Origin of the sequence: Pseudomonas sp. 22189, assembly GCF_052045635.1 — a bacterium.
Taxonomy (GTDB): Bacteria; Pseudomonadota; Gammaproteobacteria; order Pseudomonadales; family Pseudomonadaceae; genus Aquipseudomonas; species Aquipseudomonas parakoreensis.
In genome coordinates this window covers 1-24,322 of sequence record NZ_JBQEPG010000014.1, presented here as the reverse complement: position 1 = coordinate 24,322, position 24,322 = coordinate 1, and the positions used below count along the sequence as shown (strand labels likewise).

Annotated in this window: 25 protein-coding genes; 12 read left to right on the top strand and 13 right to left on the bottom strand. The window is 61.8% G+C overall.

Annotated elements, in window-relative coordinates; translation table 11 throughout:
- Positions 1-108 precede the first annotated feature (108 nt).
- From rluB to ACTJKS_RS16615, 6 genes are all read right to left on the bottom strand, one after another.
- Positions 109-1,329, bottom strand: a complete 1,221-nt coding sequence (gene rluB, locus ACTJKS_RS16640) for a 23S rRNA pseudouridine(2605) synthase RluB (RefSeq protein ID WP_003222775.1) — start codon at positions 1,327-1,329, stop codon at positions 109-111.
- Positions 1,330-1,471: 142 nt separating this feature from the next.
- Positions 1,472-1,663 (bottom strand): DUF1289 domain-containing protein, encoded by a 192-nt coding sequence (locus ACTJKS_RS16635; protein WP_003222773.1) that lies wholly within the window; start codon positions 1,661-1,663, stop codon positions 1,472-1,474.
- A 103-nt stretch (positions 1,664-1,766) separates the two neighbouring features.
- Entirely contained in the window at positions 1,767-2,744 is a 978-nt protein-coding gene (gene scpB, locus ACTJKS_RS16630) for an SMC-Scp complex subunit ScpB (protein WP_108182014.1), read from the bottom strand.
- Positions 2,745-2,755: 11 nt separating this feature from the next.
- Positions 2,756-3,454, bottom strand: coding sequence for a segregation and condensation protein A (locus ACTJKS_RS16625; protein ID WP_171061841.1), 699 nt, complete (start codon positions 3,452-3,454; stop codon positions 2,756-2,758).
- A gap of 123 nt (positions 3,455-3,577) precedes the next feature.
- The gene (locus ACTJKS_RS16620; RefSeq protein ID WP_007966016.1) at positions 3,578-4,207 is read right to left on the bottom strand and encodes an L-threonylcarbamoyladenylate synthase; all 630 of its coding nucleotides are present in this window, start codon (positions 4,205-4,207) and stop codon (positions 3,578-3,580) included.
- 13 nt (positions 4,208-4,220) lie between these two features.
- Positions 4,221-5,084: a PHP domain-containing protein gene (locus ACTJKS_RS16615; protein WP_041073066.1), complete on the bottom strand. Its 864-nt coding sequence runs from the start codon at positions 5,082-5,084 to the stop codon at positions 4,221-4,223.
- Positions 5,085-5,171: 87 nt separating this feature from the next.
- On the opposite strand from ACTJKS_RS16615, the gene ACTJKS_RS16610 reads away from it, so the two are divergent.
- The 6 genes from ACTJKS_RS16610 to ACTJKS_RS16585 all read left to right on the top strand — a co-directional run bounded on the left by ACTJKS_RS16610 (position 5,172) and on the right by ACTJKS_RS16585 (position 9,612).
- Positions 5,172-5,768, top strand: coding sequence for a septation protein A (locus tag ACTJKS_RS16610; protein WP_027613975.1), 597 nt, complete (start codon positions 5,172-5,174; stop codon positions 5,766-5,768).
- A gap of 1 nt (position 5,769) precedes the next feature.
- Positions 5,770-6,069, top strand: a complete 300-nt coding sequence (locus ACTJKS_RS16605; RefSeq protein WP_025110562.1) for a YciI family protein — start codon at positions 5,770-5,772, stop codon at positions 6,067-6,069.
- A gap of 287 nt (positions 6,070-6,356) precedes the next feature.
- The gene (locus ACTJKS_RS16600; protein WP_041073068.1) at positions 6,357-6,767 is read left to right on the top strand and encodes a translation initiation factor 2; all 411 of its coding nucleotides are present in this window, start codon (positions 6,357-6,359) and stop codon (positions 6,765-6,767) included.
- A gap of 7 nt (positions 6,768-6,774) precedes the next feature.
- Positions 6,775-7,452 carry a response regulator transcription factor gene (locus tag ACTJKS_RS16595; protein WP_041073070.1) on the top strand — a complete coding sequence of 226 codons (678 nt, stop codon included), beginning with the start codon at positions 6,775-6,777 and terminating at the stop codon, positions 7,450-7,452.
- 217 nt (positions 7,453-7,669) lie between these two features.
- Positions 7,670-8,119, top strand: a complete 450-nt coding sequence (locus ACTJKS_RS16590; protein ID WP_108182013.1) for a Spy/CpxP family protein refolding chaperone — start codon at positions 7,670-7,672, stop codon at positions 8,117-8,119.
- Positions 8,120-8,271: 152 nt separating this feature from the next.
- On the top strand, positions 8,272-9,612 hold the full coding sequence (locus ACTJKS_RS16585) for a sensor histidine kinase (RefSeq protein WP_041073074.1): 1,341 nt from the start codon (positions 8,272-8,274) through the stop codon (positions 9,610-9,612).
- Between the two features lie 71 nt (positions 9,613-9,683).
- On the opposite strand, the gene ACTJKS_RS16580 is transcribed toward ACTJKS_RS16585, so the two are convergent.
- The gene (locus tag ACTJKS_RS16580) at positions 9,684-10,250 is read right to left on the bottom strand and encodes a nitroreductase family protein (protein WP_108182012.1); all 567 of its coding nucleotides are present in this window, start codon (positions 10,248-10,250) and stop codon (positions 9,684-9,686) included.
- Positions 10,251-10,371: 121 nt separating this feature from the next.
- Between ACTJKS_RS16580 and ACTJKS_RS16575 the strand changes: the two genes are divergently transcribed.
- On the top strand, positions 10,372-11,826 hold the full coding sequence (locus tag ACTJKS_RS16575; protein WP_047292446.1) for a TrkH family potassium uptake protein: 1,455 nt from the start codon (positions 10,372-10,374) through the stop codon (positions 11,824-11,826).
- On the opposite strand, the gene ACTJKS_RS16570 is transcribed toward ACTJKS_RS16575, so the two are convergent.
- Positions 11,783-12,838: an AraC family transcriptional regulator gene (locus ACTJKS_RS16570; RefSeq protein ID WP_198759098.1), complete on the bottom strand. Its 1,056-nt coding sequence runs from the start codon at positions 12,836-12,838 to the stop codon at positions 11,783-11,785. The genes ACTJKS_RS16575 and ACTJKS_RS16570 overlap by 44 nt on opposite strands.
- Before the next feature lie 164 nt (positions 12,839-13,002).
- Between ACTJKS_RS16570 and ACTJKS_RS16565 the strand changes: the two genes are divergently transcribed.
- Together ACTJKS_RS16565 and ACTJKS_RS16560 are read left to right on the top strand one after the other, a co-directional pair.
- Positions 13,003-13,314 (top strand): DUF962 domain-containing protein, encoded by a 312-nt coding sequence (locus tag ACTJKS_RS16565; protein WP_047292440.1) that lies wholly within the window; start codon positions 13,003-13,005, stop codon positions 13,312-13,314.
- 26 nt (positions 13,315-13,340) lie between these two features.
- On the top strand, positions 13,341-13,931 hold the full coding sequence (locus ACTJKS_RS16560; protein ID WP_108182011.1) for an HD domain-containing protein: 591 nt from the start codon (positions 13,341-13,343) through the stop codon (positions 13,929-13,931).
- Between the two features lie 77 nt (positions 13,932-14,008).
- Here the strand turns inward: ACTJKS_RS16560 and ACTJKS_RS16555 are convergent, their stop codons facing one another.
- Entirely contained in the window at positions 14,009-14,824 is an 816-nt protein-coding gene (locus ACTJKS_RS16555) for a UDP-2,3-diacylglucosamine diphosphatase (RefSeq protein ID WP_041073087.1), read from the bottom strand.
- 135 nt (positions 14,825-14,959) lie between these two features.
- On the opposite strand from ACTJKS_RS16555, the gene ACTJKS_RS16550 reads away from it, so the two are divergent.
- Together ACTJKS_RS16550 and ACTJKS_RS16545 are read left to right on the top strand one after the other, a co-directional pair.
- Positions 14,960-15,724: an AraC family transcriptional regulator gene (locus tag ACTJKS_RS16550; protein WP_108182010.1), complete on the top strand. Its 765-nt coding sequence runs from the start codon at positions 14,960-14,962 to the stop codon at positions 15,722-15,724.
- 175 nt (positions 15,725-15,899) lie between these two features.
- Positions 15,900-16,793 (top strand): DMT family transporter, encoded by an 894-nt coding sequence (locus ACTJKS_RS16545; protein ID WP_108182009.1) that lies wholly within the window; start codon positions 15,900-15,902, stop codon positions 16,791-16,793.
- On the opposite strand, the gene ACTJKS_RS16540 is transcribed toward ACTJKS_RS16545, so the two are convergent.
- Positions 16,787-17,074 (bottom strand): SelT/SelW/SelH family protein, encoded by a 288-nt coding sequence (locus ACTJKS_RS16540; RefSeq protein ID WP_027613985.1) that lies wholly within the window; start codon positions 17,072-17,074, stop codon positions 16,787-16,789. The two genes, ACTJKS_RS16545 and ACTJKS_RS16540, sit on opposite strands and share 7 nt — an antisense overlap.
- Positions 17,075-17,145: 71 nt before the next feature.
- Here ACTJKS_RS16540 and ACTJKS_RS16535 point away from each other — a divergent pair, with 71 nt between their 5' ends.
- The gene (locus ACTJKS_RS16535; protein WP_041073095.1) at positions 17,146-19,335 is read left to right on the top strand and encodes a patatin-like phospholipase family protein; all 2,190 of its coding nucleotides are present in this window, start codon (positions 17,146-17,148) and stop codon (positions 19,333-19,335) included.
- A gap of 142 nt (positions 19,336-19,477) precedes the next feature.
- Here the strand turns inward: ACTJKS_RS16535 and ACTJKS_RS16530 are convergent, their stop codons facing one another.
- From ACTJKS_RS16530 to recQ, 3 genes are all read right to left on the bottom strand, one after another.
- The gene (locus ACTJKS_RS16530) at positions 19,478-21,256 is read right to left on the bottom strand and encodes a FimV/HubP family polar landmark protein (RefSeq protein ID WP_440828899.1); all 1,779 of its coding nucleotides are present in this window, start codon (positions 21,254-21,256) and stop codon (positions 19,478-19,480) included.
- Between the two features lie 127 nt (positions 21,257-21,383).
- The gene (locus ACTJKS_RS16525) at positions 21,384-21,818 is read right to left on the bottom strand and encodes a MarR family transcriptional regulator (RefSeq protein ID WP_027613988.1); all 435 of its coding nucleotides are present in this window, start codon (positions 21,816-21,818) and stop codon (positions 21,384-21,386) included.
- Between the two features lie 133 nt (positions 21,819-21,951).
- The gene (gene recQ, locus ACTJKS_RS16520; RefSeq protein ID WP_108182007.1) at positions 21,952-24,081 is read right to left on the bottom strand and encodes a DNA helicase RecQ; all 2,130 of its coding nucleotides are present in this window, start codon (positions 24,079-24,081) and stop codon (positions 21,952-21,954) included.
- Positions 24,082-24,322 lie beyond the last annotated feature (241 nt).

Here is a 24,322-nt window from a genome sequence, read left to right as displayed (position 1 = left end):
GCGAGCCTGCTCGCGAAGAGGCCGAATCAGTCGCTACACAACTTCTGCCAGACGAAAAAAAAACGCCAACCCTGCGGTTGGCGTTTTTCATTCAGGCACTAAAGCTGATCACTCAGGCTTCTTGCGACCGAAGCCTGGACGCTGACCAGAACCGGCCGGTGCGCCACGGCGCTTGCCCGATGGCTTGTCGCCGTCGACCAATTTGATCCCCGGACGCTTCGGTGCCGGCTTGGCAGGACGCTTGTTGGTGGTGTCCGCAGGACGATCCGCCACTGGCGTACCACGACCGGCCGGCGCACGACCTTCGCCACGCTCGGTGCGACCGTTGGCCGGACGCGGTGCGCGCTCGCCGTCACGGGCCACTGGCTTGCGACCCGGACGCTCGCCTTCAATCTGCGGCTCACGGCTCGGACGCGGACCGGTCGGCGCGCCAGCGGCGGGACGCAGGGTGCGCACGCGCTCGGTCTTGGCCATAGGCCGCGACGATTTACGCTGCATACGCTCCAGCTTGTCCTTGCTCTTGGCGTTGAGTTGCGGCATCGCTACCGGGGTCAGGCCGACTTCGGCGCTGAGCACGTCGACTTCGTACTGGCTCATTTCGCGCCAGCGGCCCATCGGCAGGTCGGAGTTGAGGAATACCGGACCGAAGCGCACGCGCTTCAGACGGCTGACCACCAGGCCCTGGGATTCCCACAGACGACGAACCTCACGGTTACGGCCTTCCATCACCACGCAGTGATACCAGTGGTTGAAGCCTTCGCCGCCCGGAGCCTGTTGAATGTCGGTGAAACGCGCCGGGCCGTCTTCCAATACCACGCCCGCCTTCAGGCGCTCGATCATTTCATCGTCGACTTCACCGCGTACACGCACGGCGTACTCACGGTCCATCTCGTAGGACGGGTGCATCAGGCGGTTGGCCAGCTCACCGTCGGTGGTGAACATCAGCAGACCGGTGGTGTTGATGTCGAGACGACCGATGTTGATCCAGCGGCCTTCTTTCGGACGCGGCAGTTTGTCGAACACGGTCGGACGGCCTTCCGGGTCGTCACGGGTGCAGATCTCGCCATCGGGCTTGTTGTACATGATCACGCGGCGGACCGACTCGGCCGCCTCTTCGCGCTTGATCACTTTGCCATCAATGGTGATGGCATCGTGCATGTCGACGCGCAGACCGAGGGTGGCGTCTTTGCCATTGACCTTGATCCGGCCCTGGCTGATCCAGGCTTCAACGTCACGGCGCGAGCCGACGCCGATACGGGCGAGGACTTTCTGCAGTTTTTCGCCTGCTGGGCCGATTTCCTGGTCGTCTTTCTGATTGATGTCACTCATCTGGGCACCTCCCGGTGTGGTCTGTTCAGGCGGCGCCTGAAGCATTGAAATCTGGTTTTCGGGCGAAGGGATCGCCGAAGGGTCGCGAATCATACGCGGATGTGCGCCATCGCGCATCAGAGACTAGCTGATCGATCGACAGTTATTTCTTTTTCCGCCGACCGGCGCCACCGAGTTTGATCAGGCGCAGCGCGGCTTCCGCCAGCACTGTGCGCTTGTCGTCCTTGTCGAGTTTCTTCCAGGCGCGGATTTCGCGCTTGCTGCGGCCACAGCCGAGGCAGATGTCGTCGGTGAATTTGCAGAGGCTGATGCAGGGGTCTTTGGTCGAGCTCATGGGGTCTCCCTTGAAGATCAAAAGATCGCAGCCTTCGGCAGCTCCAACATTGGAATGCGGTTCCTGTAGGAGCTGCCGCAGGCTGCGATCTTTTCGGCGCGCCTCAGTCCTCGAACTCGCGGCGTTCGGCTTCGATGGCTTCGGCCAGGGCGCGGGCTTCAGCTTCTTCCTGGCTCAGCTCGGACTCGGGCTCGAGCGCCGGTTGTTCGAGGGCAGCGACGGCAGCGAGAAGTTTTTCCCGGGCCTCGGCAACGCCAAGAATGTCTTCTTCCGGTTCGGCTTCAGGCTCGGCCTCAAGTTCAACTTCAATCGCCGACTCGACGGTCTCGACTTCCGGCTCAGTCGCCGACGCCTCCCCGTCCGCCGCATCGCGCAACAAATCATCGAAGTCGGTCTTGATCCCCTCCTCCATGCTGTCCAGTTCCAGCAGCAAGCTGTGGAAGCTGGTTTCTTCCTTCGGCTCTTCCGGCTCGGCGCTGGCGTCGGCCTGTTCCTGCAAGCCCTGCGGCACCGGTGCGTCGTCGAAATCGAGGACGGGCTCGGTTTCCATCTCGCGCAGTTCGGCCAGCGGCGGCAGGTCTTCGAGGTTCTTCAGATTGAAGTGATCGAGAAACGCCTTGGTGGTGGCGAACATCGCCGGTTTGCCCGGCACGTCGCGGTAACCGACGATGCGGATCCACTCGCGCTCGATCAACGTTTTGACGATGTTGGTGTTGACCGCCACGCCCCGCACGTCTTCGATCTCGCCTCGGGTAATCGGCTGGCGATAGGCGATCAGCGCCATGGTTTCCAGCAGCGCACGGGAATAGCGCTGTGGCCGCTCTTCCCACAAACGCCCGACCCACGGCGAAAACTTCTCGCGGATCTGCAAGCGGTAGCCGGAGGCGACTTCCTTGAGCTCGAACGCACGGCCCTCGCAGGACTTGGCCAGCAGGCTCAGGGCTTTCTTGAAGACCGGCGGTTCAGGGCGCTCGCCTTCTTCGAACAGTTCGTAGAGGCGTTCAAGCGATTGCGGTTTTCCCGAGGCCAACAGAAAGGCTTCAAGCAGGGGCGCCAGCTCGCGGGGTTCAGTCAGGTTCATGTTTCGACTCGTTATTCGGCTCGGGCTCGCACGTGGATCGCGGCGAACGGCTCATTCTGCACCAGCTCGACCAAGGATTCCTTGACCAGTTCAAGGATCGCCATAAAGGTCACCACCACACCGAGGCGACCTTCTTCGGCGGTGAACAGCTCGACGAACGGCACAAACCCGCCGCCCTTGAGCCGTTCCAGCACATCGCTCATGCGCTCGCGGGTCGACAGTGCCTCGCGGCTGACCTGATGGCTCTCGAACATGTCGCCCCGGCGCAGCACTTCGGCCATGGACATCAGAATTTCTTCCAGCGCGACATCCGGCAACAGCTTGCGCGCCCGGGCCTCCGGGGCGTCGAGCTTGGGCACCACAACATCGCGGCCGACCCGGCTCAGGCCGTCGATGCCTTCGGCGGCAGCCTTGAAGCGCTCGTATTCCTGCAGGCGGCGGATCAGTTCGGCGCGCGGGTCGTCCTCTTCGTCTTCGACGGTTTCGGCCCGTGGCAGGAGCATCCGCGACTTGATCTCGGCCAGCATCGCCGCCATCACCAGGTACTCGGCGGCCAGCTCCAGGCGCACCGACTGCATCAACTCGACATAGCCCATGTACTGACGGGTGATTTCCGCCACCGGGATGTCGAGGATGTTGATGTTCTGTTTGCGGATCAGGTACAGCAGCAGGTCAAGCGGGCCTTCGAAGGCTTCGAGAAACACTTCCAGCGCATCCGGCGGGATGTACAGGTCCAGCGGCATTTCCGTGACAGCCTGGCCATAGACCATGGCAAACGGCAGTTCCTGCTGGGCGCCGGCCTGGGGATCGACAACGGTTTCCACTGCGGACATTCAGGCCTCGACCATGAACGGCGCGGGGTCGCCGCAACCGACGCGGATCACTTCCGGGTCGTCGCCGGTCAGGTCAATCACGGTGGATGCCTTGATCCCGCCGAAACCGCCGTCGATGATCAGGTCCACCTGATGTTCAAGCAATTGGCGCATTTCGTACGGATCGCTCAGCGGATCTTCATCGCCGGGCATGATCAGGGTCACGCTCATCAGCGGCTCGCCGAGTTCGGCCAGCAACGCCAAAGCAATCGGATGGCTCGGCACCCGCAGGCCGATGGTGCGTTTTTTCGGATGCAGCAACAGGCGCGGCACTTCGCGGGTGGCGTTGAGGATAAAGGTGTAAGGCCCCGGCAGATGCGCCTTGAGAATGCGGAAGGTGCCGGTGTCGATCTTGGCGTAGTTGCCCAGTTGCGACAGGTCGCTGCAGATCAGCGCAAAGTTGTGCTTTTCGTCGAGCTGACGCAGACGGCGCACGCGCTCGATCGCGGTCTTGTCGCCGATCTGGCAACCGATGGCGTAGGAAGAGTCCGTGGGATAAATCACCACCCCGCCCTTGCGGATGATCTCGACCGCCTGTTTGATCAGGCGCGCTTGCGGGTTTTCCGGATGGATCTGGAAAAATTGACTCACGTTTTCTACCTGTTCAGACGGCGGCAATAACTGTGTCATGTTTGAACCGACACCACAGGGGTGGAAGGTCCTCGGGAACCGGCCGGTACTGGCCAATCTCCGACCAGCCTCCAGGGCCATGGAAATCACTGCCGGCGCTGACCAGCAGACCGAACTCGCGGGCAAGGATTGCCAGGCTGCCGACCTGTTCCGCGGGCTGATGGCCATTGACCACTTCGATTGCATGCCCGCCCGCTTGAATATAGTCGGCAATCAGCTTTCGGCGCTTGCTGCGGGTGAAATCGTAGTGCCATGGATGCGCCAGACTGACCCACGCTCCGGCGGCGCGCAGGGTGCTGACGGTGTCTTCCAGCGTCGGCCAGTGTTGCTTGACGTCACCCAGCTTGCCGGCGCCGAGCCATTTACGGAACGCCTCGGCGCGATCCTTTACAAAACCTTCACGCACCATCCAGTCGGCAAAATGCGGACGGGCCGGGGCGTTGCCGCTGTCGCCCAGCTCCTGCTGGATCTGCCGGGCGCCGTCGAGGGCACCGGGCATACCTTTGAGGCCGAGCTTGCGGCTTATTTCTTCCGACCGCAGCCAGCGGCCATCGTGCAATTTGGCGATGGCCTCGACCAGTGGCGCGGCGTTGACGTCGAAACCGTAACCCAGCACATGGATGGTCGCCCCGCCCCAGGTGCAGGACAGTTCGACGCCGTTGACCAACTGCATGCCCAGTTCTTCGGCAGCGCTGCGCGCTTCGGCGAGGCCTTCTAGGGTGTCATGATCGGTCAACGCCAGGACTCGCACGCCGTTTTCAAACGCACGCGCAACCAGAACCGCCGGCGCCAAGGCGCCATCGGAGGCCGTGCTGTGGCAGTGCAAATCAACATTCACGGGGAGTTGTAACCTCAAATCAGCTGGCGCTATCGCGCGCCCATATGTTTGTTATTATGCCGCCACATCCAGCTTCTGGCTCTCACTGTGAAACAATTCATCGATTTCATCCCGCTTCTGCTGTTTTTCATCGTTTACAAACTGGATCCACGGGTCGTCGACATCGCCGGCCATGAGGTGACTGTAGGCGGTATTTACAGCGCCACGGCGATGCTGATCATCAGCTCACTGGTAGTCTACGGCGCGCTGTTCATCAAGCAGCGCAAGCTGGAAAAAAGCCAATGGCTGACCCTGATCGCCTGCCTGGTGTTCGGCAGCCTGACCCTGGCCTTCCACAGCGAGACTTTCCTCAAGTGGAAAGCCCCGGTGGTCAACTGGCTGTTCGCCCTGGCCTTCATCGGCAGCCACTTCATCGGTGACCGCCTGCTGATCAAACGCATCATGGGCCACGCGCTGACCCTGCCGGATCCGGTCTGGACCCGCCTGAACATCGCCTGGATCGCCTTTTTCCTGTTCTGCGGCGCTGCCAACCTGTTCGTGGCATTCACCTTCCAGAGCATCTGGGTCGACTTCAAGGTGTTCGGCAGCCTGGGCATGACCGTGCTGTTCCTGGTCGGTCAGGGCATCTACCTGTCCCGCCATCTGCACGACGCCGATACCACAACGCCAAAAACCGAGGACTGACATGCTCTACGCTATCATTGCCACCGACGTCGCCAACTCGCTCGAAGCCCGCCTCGCCGCGCGCCCGGCCCACCTCGAACGCCTGCAAGTGCTCAAGGGCGAAGGCCGCATCGTGCTGGCCGGCCCGCACCCGGCGGTCGACAGCAATGATCCGGGCGCTGCGGGTTTCACCGGCAGCCTGATCGTCGCCGAATTCGACTCCCTGAGCGCCGCCCAGGCCTGGGCCGACGCCGATCCGTACATCGCCGCCGGCGTGTACGCCAGCGTGATCGTCAAGCCGTTCAAGCAAGTCTTGCCGTAACCAGCTTCAAAAGATATCGAGGGACTCTGTGGCGAGGGAGCTTGCTCCCGCTGGACTGCGCAGCAGTCCCATTGCCTATGAGTTGAAAAGCGGGGGGCGCTTTGCGCCCCAGCGGGAGCAAGAGCTCCCTCGCCACAATGACTCCCCAAGCTCAAATTGTTCAACTCACCACGCTCGACATTGCCTCTGGCACTGAACCTTCCCGCTTCTCACCGCTCTCAATCGCTCATTATTCTCGTTTGCCTGCCGACAACCTGCCCAATATCCATTTGCTAGCAGGAATCGCAATGCGCAAAGGTCCGTTGTGTCTGATGTGGGTCACGTTGACGATCATGGCGCCCGCCCATGGTGAGGAAACCACCGAAAGCGGCAGCTCCACGCCATTGTCATTAAGTGCCGGCAGCCAGATTACCGAGTTGCAGCAGCGCCTGAAGGCCAGCGAGCAGCAGCGGGAAGAACTGAGCAAACAACTGCAAAATGCCGACAACACCCGCGAAAGCGCCCAGCTTGCCCGGTTGCGCCAGGAGAATCAGCGCCTGAAGCTGCAACTCAAGGAAGCCCAGGCAAGTCCCTTGCCGCGTTTGCTGACCGAACAGCAGCAATGGTTCGTTACGGGCGCCGGGGTAGCGCTATTGGCGCTGCTGTGCGGTATCTTTGCCAGTGGAGCAAGCCGAAAACGTCGGCAATGGCTAAATTGAGTGAGTCATGAGCGAGCTGTTACTGATTGATGATGACCAGGAGTTGTGTGAACTCCTGAGTAGCTGGCTGAGCCAGGAAGGCTTCCTGGTGCGTGCCTGCCACGATGGCCAGAGCGCGCGCAAGGCGTTGGCCGAATCGGCCCCGGCGGCGGTGGTGCTGGACGTGATGCTGCCCGATGGCAGCGGTCTGGAACTGCTCAAGCAATTGCGCAGCGAGCACGCAGAGCTGCCGGTGCTGATGCTTTCGGCCCGTGGCGAACCGCTGGATCGCATTCTCGGTCTGGAACTGGGTGCCGACGATTACCTGGCCAAGCCCTGCGATCCGCGTGAACTCACCGCGCGTCTGCGCGCCGTGCTGCGCCGCAGTCACCCGGCCGCCGTATCGACCCAACTCGAACTCGGCGACCTGAGCTTCAGCCCGGTGCGCGGCGTGGTCAGCATCGATGAGAAAGAACTGACCCTCACCGTTTCCGAAAGTCGTTTGCTCGAAGCCCTGCTCAAGCAGCCCGGCGAACCGCTGGACAAGCAGGAACTGGCGCAACTGGCCCTCGGGCGCAAGCTGACCCTGTACGACCGCAGCCTCGACATGCACGTCAGCAACCTGCGCAAGAAGATCGGCCCGCACCCCGACGGCCGCCCACGCATCGTCGCCCTGCGCAGCCGTGGTTACTACTACAGCCTCTGAAGACACCTCACTCTCTGTAGGAGCTGCGGCACGCTGCGATCTTTTGATCTTCAAAAACAAAGATCGCAGCCTTCGGCAGCTCCTACAGGGGATATGTGTAAGGCTGGAAACGAAGCGTCTTTACCCAAGCTTTACGCAGCGCTGACCGCCGCTGACCTTGATCTCCGTAATCTGAACTCATCCGGAACGTACCGGGAACGAGACAAGGAGATACACCATGCGCAAGACTCTTATCGCTCTGATGTTCGCTGCCGCTCTGCCAACCGTCGCCATGGCCATGCCACAGGATGGTGGCCCGATGGGTGGCCCGCTCGACGGCCCACGCCACGGCGGTCAGATGCACGGCGAACACGGCAAAGGCCCGTACAGCCAACTCGACCTGACCCGCGAACAGCGCGATCAGATCCGCAAGATCATGGGCGAGCAGATGCACGAACGTCGCCAGGTGGTCGAGAAGTACCTGGAAAAACTCTCGCCGGCTGACCAGAAAGCCATGAAAGACGAGATGGCGGCCAACCACAAGAAAGCCGAAGCTGACGTACGCAACCTGCTGAAACCGGATCAACAGAAGAAATTCGACGAGTTCCAGAAGAAACAGGCTGAACGCCGCGCCGAATGGGCCGAGTTCAAGGCGTGGAAAGCGCAACAGCCGCAAAAGGCGCAATAATGTTCTAATCACAGGCCCGACGGCTTACCCGGTCGGGCCTGTTCACATCCGCCCTCTGTAGGAGCTGCGGCACGCTGCGATCTTTTNAAGATCAAAAGATCGCAGCGTGCCGCAGCTCCTACAGGGGTTAAGCGTTTGATTGAGGAATTTCTGTGCGTTCATTGTTCTGGCGTATTCTCGCGAGCTTCTGGCTGGCCATCGCCCTGGTGGCAGGGCTGTCGATCCTGCTCGGGCACATGCTCAATCAGGACGCGTGGATCCTCAGCCGCCATCCGGGCCTCAACACGCTGGCCGCCGAATGGACGCAAACCTACGAAGCCCAGGGCGAAGACGCCGCGCAGGACATCCTTCAACAGCGCAAACGCCAGTACCACATTGACGTCCAGGTGCTGAACGAAAGCGGCGACCCGGTGGTGCGTGGCACCTTCCCGCGTCGCGCCGCCGCCTTCGAAGCCAGACAGAACAACGATGACCGACGTCTGCCCTGGCGCCGCCTGACCGACGAATTCACCAGCGAAAAAACCGGCGACACCTACCTGTTCATCTTCCGCATTCCGCACCCGGAGCTCGATGCGTGGCACCGTGAAAGCCTGCTCTGGCCGCTGAGTGCGCTGGGTATCGCGCTGGTGGTACTGACCCTGTTCAGCCTGCTGGTGACCTTCTCCATCACCCGCCCGCTCAGCCGTTTGCGCGGTGCGGTGCATGATCTGGGGCAGACCACCTATCAACAGAACAGCCTGGCGAAACTGGCCAACCGTCGCGACGAATTCGGCGTGCTGGCCAACGACTTCAACCGCATGGGGGCGCGCCTGCAAAGCCTGATCGGCAGTCAGCGCCAGTTGCTGCGCGATGTGTCCCACGAACTGCGTTCCCCTCTGGCACGACTGCGCATCGCGCTGGCGCTGGCGGAACGGGCCAATCCTGAAGAACGGGAAAAACTCTGGCCACGCCTGACCCGCGAGTGCGATCGGCTGGAAGCGTTGATCAGCGAAATTCTGGTGCTGGCGCGGGTCGATGCCGACAACGCCAGTGCCGAAGCGGTGGACCTGAACGCCCTGCTCGGCACCTTGCAGAAAGATGCTCAGCTCGGCTCACCCGAGCAGACCGTGCGCCTGAACGCCGAGCCTCAGTTGAATCTGACCGGATGGCCGACCATGATCGAGCGCGCCGTCGACAACCTGTTGCGCAACGCCCAGCGCTTCAACCCGGTGGGCCAGGCCATCGAGATGCAGGCTACGCGTCAGGGCGAGCGGATTGTCGTGAGCGTACGCGACCACGGGCCGGGCGTGCAGGCCGAGCACCTGAGCCAGTTGGGCGAACCGTTTTACCGGGCGCCGGGGCAAACGGCGGCGGGACATGGCTTGGGCCTGGCAATTGCCAGGCGGGCGGCGGAGCGGCATGGCGGGAGTCTGACCCTGGCCAATCATCCCGAGGGCGGGTTTATTGCCAGCCTGGAATTGCCGCTGGTGCCAGGGGCTATCGTCCAACCTTAGACTTTCGATGAAAAAAAGATCGCAGCCTGCGGCAGCTCCTACAGAGCCGANCAGGCTGCGATCTTTTGACTTTAAACCTTGCCCGGCCAGGCGCTGACGAACTCCTCCAGATCAACCTTCTCGGCAACGCGCGGCTCTTTCTGCGGCGTGCCGAGATACAGGAAGGCAATCACCTGCTCGCCTTCAGCCAGGCCCAGCCCCTTGGCCACGTGCGCCGAATAGGCCAGATCACCGGTACGCCACACCGCACCAATCCCCTGCGCATAGGCTGCCAGCAGAATCCCGTGCGCCGCACACCCCGCCGCCAGCAACTGCTCGGCCTTCGGATACTTGACGTGTTCCTGCAGTTTCGCGATCACCACGACCACCAGCGGCGCCCGCAGCGGGCCGTTGCGCGCCTTGTCGATCATCGCTTCAGTGACTTCACCTTCCTGCATCTGCGCCGCTTCGGCCAGCAACTCGCCCATTTGCTCGCGCGCCGCCCCTTCGACTGTAAGGAAACGATACGGCTGCAAGTGGCCGTGATCCGGTGCGCGCAGGGCTGCGCCAAACAGGGCTTCGCGCTGCTCGGCAGTGGGGGCTGGTTCGACCAGGCGTGGAACGGAAACACGGTTGAGCAACGCGTCGAGAGCCTGCATCGGCCACCTCCTGAGAAAAATGTGCGGCTATTCTAGCTTCATCTGCCAACGGGATGCCGGTTTACATGCCCTGCCTCACGGGTAGAATGGCGCCCTTCCCACTTCAGCCCGAGCGGACTTCATGGCGTTGCCGACCTTACGGATCATTGGTTTCATCATCGGCATCTTCCTGATCACCCTGGCCGTCGCCATGGTCGTGCCCATGGCCACCCTGGTGATTTTCGAGCGCACCAGTGACCTGCCGTCGTTCCTCTGGGCGAGCATGATCACCTTCCTCGCCGGCCTTGCACTGGTGATTCCCGGACGCCCGGAACACATCCATCTGCGCCCGCGTGACATGTACCTGTTGACGGTCAGCAGCTGGCTGGTGGTGTGTATTTTCGCCGCGCTGCCATTCCTGCTGACTCAGCACATCAGCTACACCGACTCGTTCTTTGAAAGCATGTCCGGCATCACCGCCACCGGCTCGACCGTGCTTAGCGGGCTCGACAGCATGTCGCCGGGGATTCTGATGTGGCGCTCGCTGCTGCACTGGCTCGGCGGTATCGGCTTCATCGGCATGGCGGTGGCGATTCTGCCGTTGCTGCGCATCGGTGGCATGCGCCTGTTCCAGACCGAATCGTCCGACCGTTCGGAAAAGGTCATGCCGCGTTCGCACATGGTGGCGCGCCTGATTGTCGCGGCGTACGTCGGTATCACCATCCTCGGCAGCCTGGCGTTCTGGTGGGCCGGGATGAGCCCGTTCGATGCGATCAACCACGCGATGTCGGCAATATCCACTGGCGGTTTCTCGACCTCCGACCAGTCATTGGCGAAGTGGACACAACCGGCGGTGCACTGGGTCGCGGTGGTGATCATGATTCTCGGCAGCCTGCCGTTCACCCTGTACGTGGCGACCATGCGCGGCAATCGCAAGGCGTTGATCAAGGATCAGCAGGTGCAGGGCCTGCTCGGCATGTTGCTGGTGACCTGGCTGGTGCTCGGCACCTGGTATTGGTGGACCACCAAGCTGCACTGGCTGGAGGCGCTGCGGCACGTGGCGCTGAACGTGACCTCGGTGGTCACCACCACCGGTTTCGCCCTCGGCGACTACAGCCTGTGGGGCAACTTTTCGCTGATGCTGTTTTTCTATCTGGGCTTTGTCGGCGGCTGCTCCGGCTCGACCGCGGGCGGGATCAAGATCTTCCGTTTCCAGGTCGCCTACATCCTGCTCAAGGCCAACCTTAACCAGCTGATTCACCCGCGCGCGGTGATCAAGCAGAAGTACAACGGCCACCGTCTCGACGAAGAGATCGTGCGCTCGATCCTGACCTTTTCGTTCTTCTTCGCCATCACCATTTGCGTGATCGCCCTGCTGCTGTCGCTGCTCGGCGTGGACTGGATGACTGCGCTGACCGGTGCCGCCAGCACCGTGTCCGGCGTCGGCCCGGGCCTGGGTGAGACCATTGGCCCGGCGGGCAACTTCGCCACCCTGCCGGATGCAGCGAAGTGGATCCTGTCGTTCGGCATGCTGCTCGGCCGACTGGAGATCATTACGGTGTTTGTGCTGTGTATTCCGGCCTTTTGGCGTCACTGACCGGCGCCTGCAACAGCCGCGCCCGGTAATCGCCGGGCGTGGTATCGAACCAGCGACGGAACGCGCGGAAGAAGTTGCTCGGATCGGCAAACCCCAGCAGATACGCAATCTCCAGCAAGGTCATGCTCGGCTGCGCCAGATACTGCTCGGCCAGTTCACGGCGGGTGTCGTCGAGCAACTGCTGAAAACTCGTGCCCTCCTCCTGCAACCGCCGCTGCAAGGTACGCTGCGACAGATGCAGGGTCTGCGCCACCGTATCGCGCTTGGGTTCGCCCTGCGGCAACAAGCGACACAGCACCTGCCGAGCCTTGTGGGTCACGCGGCTTTCAGAAAACCGCGCCAGGTACTCCCCGGCAAACCGGTCGTGCAACAGCGCCATGGCTTCGTTGGCGGTGGGCAGCGGTGCTTCCATGTCGGCCCGTTCGAAAATCAACGCATCGTACGGCGCGTTGAACATCAGCGGCGCGTGGAAGGCTTGCCGGTAAGGTTGCAGATCGGCGGGTTCGTCGCCCTGAAACAACACTTTGACCGGATGCAGGGTGCGCCCGGTCAACCAGCTGCACAGGCCCAACGCACAGGCCAGCGAGGCTTCGGCGCTCTGCCGGGTCGGCGGCAGGTGATCGCCATGCACGGTCAGAATCAGCGCATAGCCTTCTTCGAGCAGGCGAAAACTCAGGTCGGCACTTTCGGCGATGATCCGCTGATAACGCACCAGCCGTTGGAAGCCTTCGGCCAAGGTGTTGCTCGACATCAAGGCATAGCCGGCGACATGGAACGAGGCCGGACGCACCACTTTGCCCATGTTCAAGCCGATCGCCGGGTTGCCGGACAGCTCGACCGCCCGTTGCCAGAGGCGGGTCATGGAATCTTGCGGGAAGCGCGCATCCGGATCATTCAGGGCGGCGTAATCGAGCCCCAGTTGCTTGAACAGTACCCGGCAATCCAGGCCGTCCATCTCCAATGCTTTGACAATCCCCATCGCCCAGCTTGCAGAAGTCGTTCGTTCGCTCATGGCGTTATTCTTTTACATGATGGATCACATGTTGCGACCCGATTAGCGAAGGATACTAAAGTGGCGCCCATTGTCACTGGCTGATACCAGTGTTCACTCTAGACTCAAATAGGCTACCCGCCGAACAACTTGCCGTCAGAACAATAACCACAGAGATCGCAGTCGTGGAAAACATCAAGCCATTCAACAGCTTCGCCGAGTTCTATCCGTATTACCTCAGCGAACACGCCAACAGTACCTGCCGCCGATTGCATTTCATCGGCACCACGCTGGTGATTTTCATTCTGGCCATGACCCTCGCCAAGGGCGCCTGGCTACTGTTGCTGGCCCTGCCGCTGGCCGGTTACAGCTTTGCCTGGGTCGGGCACTTCTTCTTTGAGAAGAACCGTCCGGCGACTTTCCAGCATCCGCTGTACAGCCTGCTCGGCGATTTCGTCATGTACCGCGACATGATCCTCGGCCGCGTGGCGTTCTGAAACCCGACACACCAGGAGGCTTGCCGATGAACGCCAATGCCCGCTTCACCCACATGCAGGATGGCACGCAGGAAGACTGGGCGATCATCGCCGCAGACTTCAGCGCCTACGCCCGGCAATTGCCGTCGCGGATCGTCGCGCATCTGAAGTTGCTGGAAGGTGATTTCGGCGGCTTCCCGGTGGATCGCCTGACCCACTCGCTGCAAACCGCGACCCGCGCCTATCGCGATGGCCGTGACGAGGAATACGTGGTCTGTGCGCTGCTGCATGACATCGGCGACACCCTCGGCTCTTACAACCACCCGGACATCGCGGCGGCGATTCTCAAACCGTTCGTCAGCGCCGAAAATCTGTGGATGGTCGAGAAGCACGGGATCTTTCAGGGTTACTACTTCTTCCATCATCTGGGCATGGATCGGCACCTGCGCGAGCAATTCGCCGAGCATCCGCAGTATCAGGCGACGGTGGAGTTCTGCGCCAGGTACGATGCGGCGGCGTTCGATCCGGCGTATGACAGCCTGCCGCTGAGTTTCTTCGAGCCGATGATGGAACGGCTGTTTGCGCAGCCCAAGCATTCGATCTACAAGGCCGCGATGGAAGAACACGCCCCGGCGTAAGATCAAAAGATCGCAGCCTGCGGCAGCTCCTACANGAGACCTGTGTAGGAGCTGCCGCAGGCTGCGATCTTTTGCCTTTATGCGATCTCGGCAACCTTGGCCGCCTTGAGCTGAGCCTCCCGCGCCTGCGCATCCGCCAGGCGATACAACTCGATCGTGCCATCCCAGTGCTCGATCAACGCCGTGCACGACTCCACCCAATCGCCGCAGTTGAGGTAGTCCACCTCCCCGACCTTGCGGATCTCGGCATGGTGAATATGCCCGCAGACCACGCCGTGCAATTCGCGTTTCACACATTCGTGGGCGATGGCTTCTTCGAAGTCGCTGATGAAGCTCACCGCCGTCTTCACCTTGTGTTTCAGGTACGCCGACAACGACCAGTAGCCGTAGCCATAACGGGCACGCCAGTGATTGAGCCAGCGGTTGAGGGTCAAGGTGAACTCGTAGGCCGAGTCGCCGAGAAAGGCCAGCCAGCGGTGATAGCGGGTGATCACGTCAAACTGATCGCCGTGAATCACCAGCAGGTGCCGGCCATCCGCCGTGACATGCACGGCCTCATCGACCAACTGGATGTTGCCGAGGATCAGCTTCGAATAACGGCGCAGGAATTCGTCGTGGTTGCCGGTGACGTAGATCACCTCGGTGCCGCGCTTGCTCATGGTCAGCAGGCGGCGGATCACGTTGGTGTGCGCCTGTGGCCAGTACATGCCGCCGCGCAGCTTCCAACCGTCAATGATGTCACCGACCAGGTAGATCTTGTCGGCGTGGTAGCCCTTGAGAAACTGCGACAAGTGCTCGGCCTGGCAGTCCCGTGTGCCCAGATGCACATCGGAAATCCACAAGGTGCGCACCCGTTGTTTACGGCTGGGTCTGGCGAGCTCGGCGCTGGTCATGGGCAACCCTCTGCGATGTTTTCGCCACTGTGCACGCGCCGGGTGAATCGACCATGACAGGCAGGCGTCAGTCGTGTGACAGCGCGCAAGCCCGTGCCCCGGTGTAGACTGGCGCTCACTTCGGAGACCTCTGCCATGCGCCCGATCCTGACTCTGCGCCAATACACCCACGACCTGATCGTCCACAGCCACGACCACGCGCAACTGGTGTTCGGTCTGTCCGGTGCGCTGGATTTCGAAGTCGAGGGTCAGGGCAGCCAGGTGCGCCAGCAGAGTTTCGTGGTCGTCCCCGGCGGCGCGCATCACGCCTGCGGCAGCCCCGATGGCAGCCGTTGTCTGGTGCTGGACGTACCCGACGGGCCATGGCTGAACGACTCGCTGGGCGAGCACGCCGACGCCAGTCAGCGCTTGCTCGACCAGCCTGCGCGGTTGTCCCTTGATGCCGGGCAAAGCCAATTGGTCAATTGGCTGGCGAACAGCGCGGTCACGGACCCGCTGATCGCCCAGCAAGGCGCGGTGTTGCTGCTCGCCAGCCTGAATCACGTCAGACCTGCCGAACACTCGGCGCGGCGTCTGCCCTACGCGGCGCTGGATGCGCACATCGAACAATACGCCGCCTACCCGCTGCAAGTGGCCGATCTGGCGCAGATCGCCGGATTGTCCAGCGCCCGGCTGCACGCACGGTTCATGGCGGAATGCGGGCAGACGCCGATGGACTACATTCGCAGCCGGCGGCTGCACAAGGCGGTTTGCCTGCTGCGCGACACGGCGCTGCCCATTGGCGAAATCGCCTGCCGGGTCGGCTACAGTTCGCAAAGTGCGTTCGCGGCGGCGGTATTGCGGGAGTTTGGCGCATCACCGGGCCAGTTACGCCGCGATTCCTGCGACAAAAAACGCTAGTTCGCCGACAGACTTCTGCGCCGCAACACGTTTCAATGTTTGCCCATGCTCCCTGTAGGAGCTGCCGAAGGCTGCGATCTTTTGACTTTGACTTTTCAAGATCAAAAGCAAGATCAAAAGATCGCAGCCTGCGGCAGCTCCTACATTTGAAACCGTGTTCGGATTAAGGATTGCAATGACTCCGCGTACTGCCCTCGGCGCCCTGCATATCGGCGCTCTGATGTTCGGCCTGACCGGTGTGTTCGGCAAACTCGCGGCCGCCTCACCGGCGGTTATCGTCTTCGGACGTGCGGCGTTTGCCGTGCTCGCCCTGGCCTTTTTCGCCCGCTTCGCCAGGCAGCACGGCTGGCAGAAACTGCAGGCGGTCGACTGGCGCCGTCTGGCACTCAGCGGCGTGTTGCTGGCCGGGCACTGGGTGAGTTTTTTCATCGCGGTGAAAGTCGCCGGGGTGGCGATTGCGACCTTGGGCTTCGCGAGTTTCCCGGCGTTCACGGTGATACTTGAAGGGCTGATTTTCCGCGAACGCATCCGCGCCAATGAAATCGTGCTGGTGGTGCTGGTCAGCGTCGGTCTGGTGCTGGTCACCCCGGCGTTCGATCTGGCCAGCGGCGCCACGACCGGCCTGCTCTGGGCGGTACTCTCAGGCCTGCTGTTCGCCTTGCTGTCGCTGACCAACCGTGCCAGCTCCGGACGTATCCCGGCGGTGCAGGCGGCGCTGTGTCAAAACGTGGTGGTGGCGCTGTGTCTGCTGCCGGTCGCGGCCCCGCAACTGAGCGAAGTACGCGCGATGGACTGGCTGTGGATCAGCCTGCTCGGGGTGTTCTGCACCGGCGTTGCGCACAGCCTGTTTGTCGCCAGCCTCGCGGTGATCAAGGCGCGCACCGCCGCCGTGGTGTTCGCCATGGAGCCGGTTTACGGCATCACCGTCGCCTGGTTGCTGTTCGATGAAAACCCGACTGTGCGCATGCTGGTCGGCGGCGCGCTGATCATCGTCGCCATCGTCGTCTCCGCGCGGATGTCAGGCAGTGCCGACAAGAAAACCGTCGCGGCCGAAGCTGCGTCTCACTGAGTGCGGTCGTTGTGGCCGAGGTCGCGCTCAGGGTCGATCTGATCGCGGACTCGCTGCTTGAGCACCTTGGCCTCGGGAAAGCCGCCGTCGGCCTTGCGCTCCCAGATCTGCACATCGTCGCAGCTGATGTGAAATACCCCGCCGGTGCCGGGCACCAGCGAGACCTTGCCGAGGTCGTCGCCGAAAGTGCTGAGCAGTTCCTGCGCCAGCCACGCGGCGCGCAGCAGCCACTGGCATTGGGTGCAATACGTGATGACGATTTCCGGTTTTGCAGCAGACATGTTCGCTGAAACTCCTGAGACAGAGGGCGCCGCTATAATAGCCGGCTTTATCGCTTGCCCCGAGACTCACCATGCGCCGTTTGCTGTTCTGCCTGCTGCTTGGCTTGCTGCCGTTATTTGTGAATGCCACCGAAGCCACCCGCCCGAAAGTCGGCCTGGTGCTGTCCGGCGGTGCTGCCCGTGGTCTGGCGCACATTGGCGTGCTCAAGGCCCTTGAGGAGCAAGGCATCAAGATCGATGCGATTGCCGGCACCAGCATGGGCGCGGTGGTCGGTGGCCTGTATGCCTCGGGCTACAAAATCGATGAGCTGGAAAAACTCGCGTTGAACATCGACTGGCAACAGGCACTGTCCGATGCCCCGCCCCGGGAAGACGTGCCGTTTCGCCGCAAACAGGACGACCGTGACTTTCTGGTGAAACAGCAACTGAGTTTCCGCGATGACGGCAGCCTCGGCCTGCCGCTGGGGGTGATTCAGGGCCAGAACCTGGCGCTGATGCTGGAAAGCCTGCTGGCGCATACCAGCGACACCCGCGACTTCGACAAGCTGCCAATCCCGTTCCGCGCGGTCGCCACCGACATCGCCAACGGCGAAAAAGTGGTGTTCCGCAAAGGTCACTTGCCGCAGGTGATCCGCGCCAGCATGTCGATCCCGGCGGTGTTCGCCCCGGTCGAACTGGACGGCCGGCTGCTGGTGGACGGCGGCATGACCGATAACATCCCGCTCGACGTCGCGCGGGAAATGGGGGTCGATGTGGCGATCGTGGTCGACATCGGTACCCCGCTGCGCAACCGCAAGCAACTGACCACCGTGGTCGATGTGCTGAACCAGTCGATCACCCTGATGACCCGGCGCAACTCCGAAGAGCAACTGGCCGCCCTCAAACCCGGCGACGTGCTGATCCAGCCGGCGCTGGCGGCATTCGGGGTCACTGATTTCGGCAAAGCCCAGGAAATGATCGACGCCGGTTACCGCGCCACGCGGATTCTCGACACCCGCCTCGCTCAGCTCAAACCTCAACAATCCCAGGACGCCGAACTGAACGCTGCCCGCGCCCCGGGCCAGCGCACGCCGATCATCACCGCGATCAAGGTCGAGAACAATTCGAAAGTCGGTGACGACGTGATCCGCTACTACATCCGCCAGCCCATCGGTGAGCCATTGGATCTCGGTCGACTGCATTCGGACATGGGCACGCTGTACGGCCTCGATTACTTCGAACAGGTGCAGTACCGCGTGGTGCACAAGGGCCAGGATCACACGCTGGTGATCAGCGCCCGAGGCAAACGCAGCGGCACCGATTACCTGCGGGTCGGCCTGAACCTGTCGGACGACATGCGCGGCGACAGCGCTTTCAACCTCGGCGCCAGCTATCGCATCAACGGCATCAACCGTCTCGGCGCGGAATGGCTGACCCGGGCGCAGATCGGCGACAAACAGGAACTGTATACCGAGTTCTATCAACCGCTGGATGTCGGCTCGCGCTACTTCATCGCGCCCTCACTGGTGTTCCAGGCGCAGAACGTCGACGCGGTGCTCGACAACGATCCGATCGCCCAATACCGGGTCGAACGCTACGGTATGGCCCTGAATGTCGGACGGCAGATCGGCAACAACGGCGAAGTGCGTTTCGGCGTCGGCGAAGCCTGGGGCAAGGCCGACGTGCGCATTGGAGATCAGGACCTGCCGAGCGAACACTTCAACGAGGGCTTCTATTCGCTGAAATATTCGTTCGACTCGCTGGACAACGTTTACTACCCCCACGACGGCAAAGACATCAGCCTGACCTTGCTGCAATTCGAACCAAGCCTGGGTTCGGACACCCGTTACCGCCAGTGGGAATTCAAGCTGGACAAAGCCATGAGTCGCGGTCCGGATACGCTGATTCTCGGTGGCCGCTATGGACGTACGCTGGATGACACCAACGTGGTGACCTCAAGCTTCCTGCTCGGCGGCGCACGGCAATTGTCGGGCTTTCGCGAGGATTCGATCTCCGGGCAAAACGTCAGCCTGATGCGCGCGGTGTATTACCGCCGGTTGACCCCGCGTTCGTACCTGCCACTGGACTTCCCGTTGTATGCCGGCGCCTCGCTGGAACGCGGCCGGGCGTGGAACAACGACAACGAATTCGACAGCGGCTACATCAATGCCGCCAGTGTATTCATCGGTTTCGATACGCCGTTGGGACCGTTGAATTTCACCTATGGCCTGAATGACGCGAATGAGCAGGCGGTTTATCTGAATCTGGGGCAGACGTTCTGATCATTCAGGTGGATTGATGTGGTCGACCCTGACGCCTTCGCGAGCAAGCTCGCGCCCATAATGGAACGCATTCCAACTGTGGGAGCGAGCTTGCTCGCGAAGGCGATAGTCCAGTCACTGCACAATTGCGCTGATTCAACCGTCAGCGAATACCCGCGAGTAACGTCCGCGCCGTTTGCTTGAGGGGCTCGTCCCCTTCCTTGAGCAACTCATTGAGCAAGGCAATGGCGCTGTCGATATCGCCGTCATCAATACAGGTTTGCGCCTGTTCAAGCTTCACCGAAGCGACAGCAGGTTCCGGCTCCTGCAGTGTCAGTGGCTCCAGCGCCAGTGATGGCGGCGGGTCGCCAAATTCATTGAGAAAGTCATCATCCAGTGGCTGTGCGTCGGGTTCGGGAATCCACTCCAGCTCCGTCTCGTCTTTCACGGTGGCTTCGGGCAACTCGAACTCCACCGGCAACACTTCAAGGCTTGAGTCCGACGCGGGGGCGCCCGCGGATGGCTGATCTGCGGCCGTACGACGGTCCTCAAGATCCCAACTTGAAGCCATCGACAGCTCGCCCAGGTTCAATTCGAAGTCATCCTCAGGCGCTGGTGGTACTGCTGGCGCAATCGGTGCTGCAGCGATGACAGGCAACACCGGTGTGATCGCTGCAACACGGGTGAGCTTTGGATGACGCGCCCGGATCGCCTCCAGTTGCAGAGGATCGACTCCTGCCCCGCGCAATTGGCTTTCCTGCTGCTCATAAGCGGCACTGTCGCCCTGGCGCCCCAACACTTCAAGCAATTGCACGCCCAGATCGGCTCGCTCCGGCTCTTTGTCCAAGGCATCGCGCAACAGCCCGACGGCCTCGTTCAGGCGTCCATAGGCCAGATAAATCCCCACCGCCTCCAGCACATCCCCCGCCGCCGGCTCTTCACGATGCTCGGGTGTTGCACTGAGGCTGATCGAGGGCGCAGCGGGTCTGTCGTCCAGATCCGGCTCGTGACCGGTCGGGGCAAGCGCCAGCGGCGCTGCATTTTCGGCCAGTTGCCGGCGACGGCGCACGAATAGCCCACCCACCAGCAAGCCCGACAACAGCAGCAAGCCGCCGAACAGCGGCCAGTTGAGATCATTGTCCTCGACGGGCGGCGCGGTGGGTGCTGGCGCTGGGGTTGGCGGCGTAACCACCGGTGCCGGAGGCTTTTGCACTTCGGTCAACCGCGTTTGCAGATCACTGACTTGTTTTTTACCGTCGGCAATCTGCACATCCTGCGCCTGCAGTTTGACGTTGAGTTCGTCCACCGTCTTTTGCAGTTGCTGATTGAGCAGTACGCTGGCCGCCAATTGCTCCGCGAGGGCATCGCTGGCGGGTGAAGCCGCCGCTGGAGATGCCGGCGCTGAGGACGGCGCCTCGGGTTTGCCCTGGGCTGCCTGAGGTGCCGCGGTGGCAGGCTCGACGGCGGGAAATTCAGAGGATTGCGGATGGGGATCGGGTTCATCCGTGGCCGGTACGATACTGGGCGATCCAGGCGGATCGATCAGCACCGTGTACTCGCGCAGCAGGCGGCCATTGGGCTGATCAAGCTGCAGCAGAAAATTCAGAAAGGGTTCCTTGACCGGCTTGCGCGAGGTCACCCGGATCATCTGACGATTGCCATGCAGGATCGGGGTGAACTTGAGGTCATTGAGGAAGAACACCCGTTCCACCCCGGCCCGGCCGAATTCATCTGCCGTGGCCAGGCTGGCCGAGAGATCGCTGGCACTCAGGCCAGCGGCATCCACCAGCGCAATGTCGGCCTTGAATGGCTGATTGAGACCCGAGTGAACCGTGATGTCCCCCAGGCCCAGTGCCATCGACCAGGTCGAATAGCTGAAAACGCCAGCGACCAGCAGCCATTTGGCGCCACTGCGCAGTACCACGTGCCGACTTGCGTGCATGAGCATCCCTTAGATAAGCAAAACCGGTTTCTATGCGTTCGCACATCCGGTACGAACACGATATTGCCCAGTAGTTCTTATAGTCTGCTCAGCGCGATCTCTCAAAAAACCGGCACGCGGTTATGCCTCAAGATTTTTCCAGGTTGCCCAGAATGTGCCCGTGAACCCGCATGCACACCTTCAAATCCGCCTCGTCGACGCCTTCGAACAATTCGTGGCGCAGTTGCGTGGCAATGGTTTCGATTTGTTCGATCAGCGGCAGCGCAGGTGCGCAGAGCACGATTTTTTTCGCCCGGCGGTCTTCCATCACCGACTGGCGTTGTACCAGGCCCTGGCTTTCCAGACTGTCGAGCAAACGCGCGAGGGTCGGCCCCTCGACGCCGACGCTTTGCGCCAGCTCGCGTTGAGTCGGCGCATCTTCAAATCGCGCCAGATGCAGCAGCACCAGCCAGCGGGCCTGGGACAATCCCAGGCCCGCCAGTCGGCGATCCAGTTCGGCGCGCCAGCCACGGGACATCTGGGCCAGTTGCATGCCAAAGCGGTGTTGATCGGTTAACGGCATAAAACACTCATGAGTAGACTGACAAATAGAGAAAAACTAATTATTAGTCAGCTAAGCATGACATTTGGCTATAGGCAAGAGCCGACCTGTACTGAATCGTTACAACTGCCTGACGGTTGGCGCAAACGCCCTCTTACATTTCAAACTCAGATTGCAACGCAGCCCTGACGCAGTAAAGAACGCCTTCCGGAACCCGACCGGCGAACAGCTCGGCGACTTCGGCGACCGACGGCAACTCGCCCTCGCCGTCGAGGAACGCATCCTGCACTTCGCCCATCAGTTCTTCAGGCAGGTCGAGCGCCTGCTCCAGCGACAATTGCTGTTTGCCAATGGCCTCGGCGAGCATGGTGTAGACGTTCTTTTCCGAGCACTGCAACTGCCCGGCGATCTGCATCGGGGTCATGCCGGCGCGGGCCAGGCTGATCAGTTCGTGGCGCACGTCGGCCACCACTTTCGGCGCCTCGGCCTCGCCGCCGAGGATCTCGAGGAAGGCCTCGCCGTAACGCTCCAGCTTGCGCGCACCAACGCCGCTGACCCGCGCCATGTCGGCCAGCGAGGTTGGCTGGCTGCGGAGCATTTCCAGCAGCGTCGAGTCGGGGAAGATGACGTACGGCGGTACGCCATGCTCTTCGGCCAGTTTGCGTCGCAGCGCGCGCAAGGCTTCCCACTGCTCGCGCTCTTCGCCACGCACCAGTTGACTGGCCGGGCTCTTGCTGGCGGTCTTGGCGGTGACTTGCGGCTTGAGATCGCGGCGCAGTTCCAGCGTCACCTCGCCCTTGAGCAAAGGCCGGCAGGTGTCGCTGAGGCGCAGGCCGCCATAGCCCTCGTGATCGACGTCGGCCAGACCACGCGCCACCAGTTGCCGGAACAGCGAGCGCCATTCGCTTTCGCTCAGCGCCTTGCCGACGCCATACACCGACAGATGCTGATGACCGAAACTGCGAACCTTCTCGTTGTCCTTGCCCAGCAACACGTCCACCAGATGGCCGACGCCATAGCGCTGGCCGGTGCGATAGATCGCCGACAGCGCCTGGCGCGCCGGCTCGGTGGCGTCCCAGGTCTGCACGCCGTCGACGCAGTTGTCGCAGTGACCGCACGGCTCGGGCATGTCTTCATCGAAATAGGCCAGCAGCGTCTGCCGGCGGCAGCGGGTCTCTTCACAGAGCGAAAGCATGGCGTCGAGCTTGTGCTGCTCCAGGCGTTTGTGGCGCTCGTCGCCTTCGGAGTTCTGCAGCATCTGCTTGAGCATCACCACGTCTTGCAGACCGTAGGCCATCCACGCATCCGCCGGCAGGCCATCACGACCGCCGCGCCCGGTTTCCTGATAGTAGGCTTCAAGGGATTTGGGCAGATCGAGGTGCGCGACGAAACGCACGTTGGGCTTGTCGATGCCCATGCCGAACGCCACGGTGGCGACCATGATCAGGCCTTCCTCGTTGAGGAAGCGCTTCTGGTGATAGGCGCGCAAATCATTGGGCAGACCGGCGTGATACGGCAGCGCCGGGAAGCCCTGCTCGCTGAGGAACGCGGCAACTTCTTCAACCTTCTTGCGCGACAGGCAATAGACGATGCCGGCATCGCTGCGCCGTTCGGCAAGGAATGCGAGCAACTGCTTGCGCGGCTGCTCCTTGGGCACGATGCGATAGAAGATGTTCGGGCGGTCGAAGCTCGACAGGAAGCGCTCGGCGTTCTGCAAGTGCAGGCGGGTGACGATTTCTTCGCGGGTACGCTTGTCGGCGGTGGCGGTCAGGGCGATGCGCGGCACGTCCGGGAACATTTCCGCCAACTGGCCCAGTTGCAGGTATTCCGGGCGGAAGTCGTGGCCCCATTGCGACACGCAGTGCGCTTCGTCGATGGCGAACAGGGCAATGTTCAAACCTTGCAGGAACGACAGCATGCGCGGCTGCACCAGACGCTCGGGCGCCAGATAGAGCATTTTCACTTCACCACGCTTGATCCGTGCCGCCAGATCGCGCTGCTGTTCGGCGCTCAACGTGGAGTTCAGCGCGGCGGCGGCCACGCCCAGCTCTTCGAGGGTGGCGACCTGATCGTCCATCAGCGCGATCAACGGCGACACCACCACCGCCAGGCCTTCGCGCAGCAACGCCGGGACCTGGAAGCACAAGGACTTGCCGCCACCGGTAGGCATCAGTACCAGCGCATCACCGCCGCTGGCCACGCGCTCAATGATTGCACCCTGACGGCCACGGAAACTGTCGTAGCCGAAGATGTCCTTGAGGACGCGTTGAGCCTGTTCGAGCATAAAAACTCCAAAAATCTACCGAAACATCCCTGCACAGGCTGGTTCAGGACAGCCAAGGCTGCTTAAACAAAACGTAAGAGCGCATTGCCAGACCACCGCAATACGAGCAGGGAGCGCAAAACGCGGCAGTATACCCGAGGCCTCCCCGACGAGGGGGGCCGCTGAGTAGAGTCATTCCTGCACCCCTCTGTCGGAGCTGCCGAAGGCTGCGATCTTTTGATCTTGATCTTGAAAAACAAAA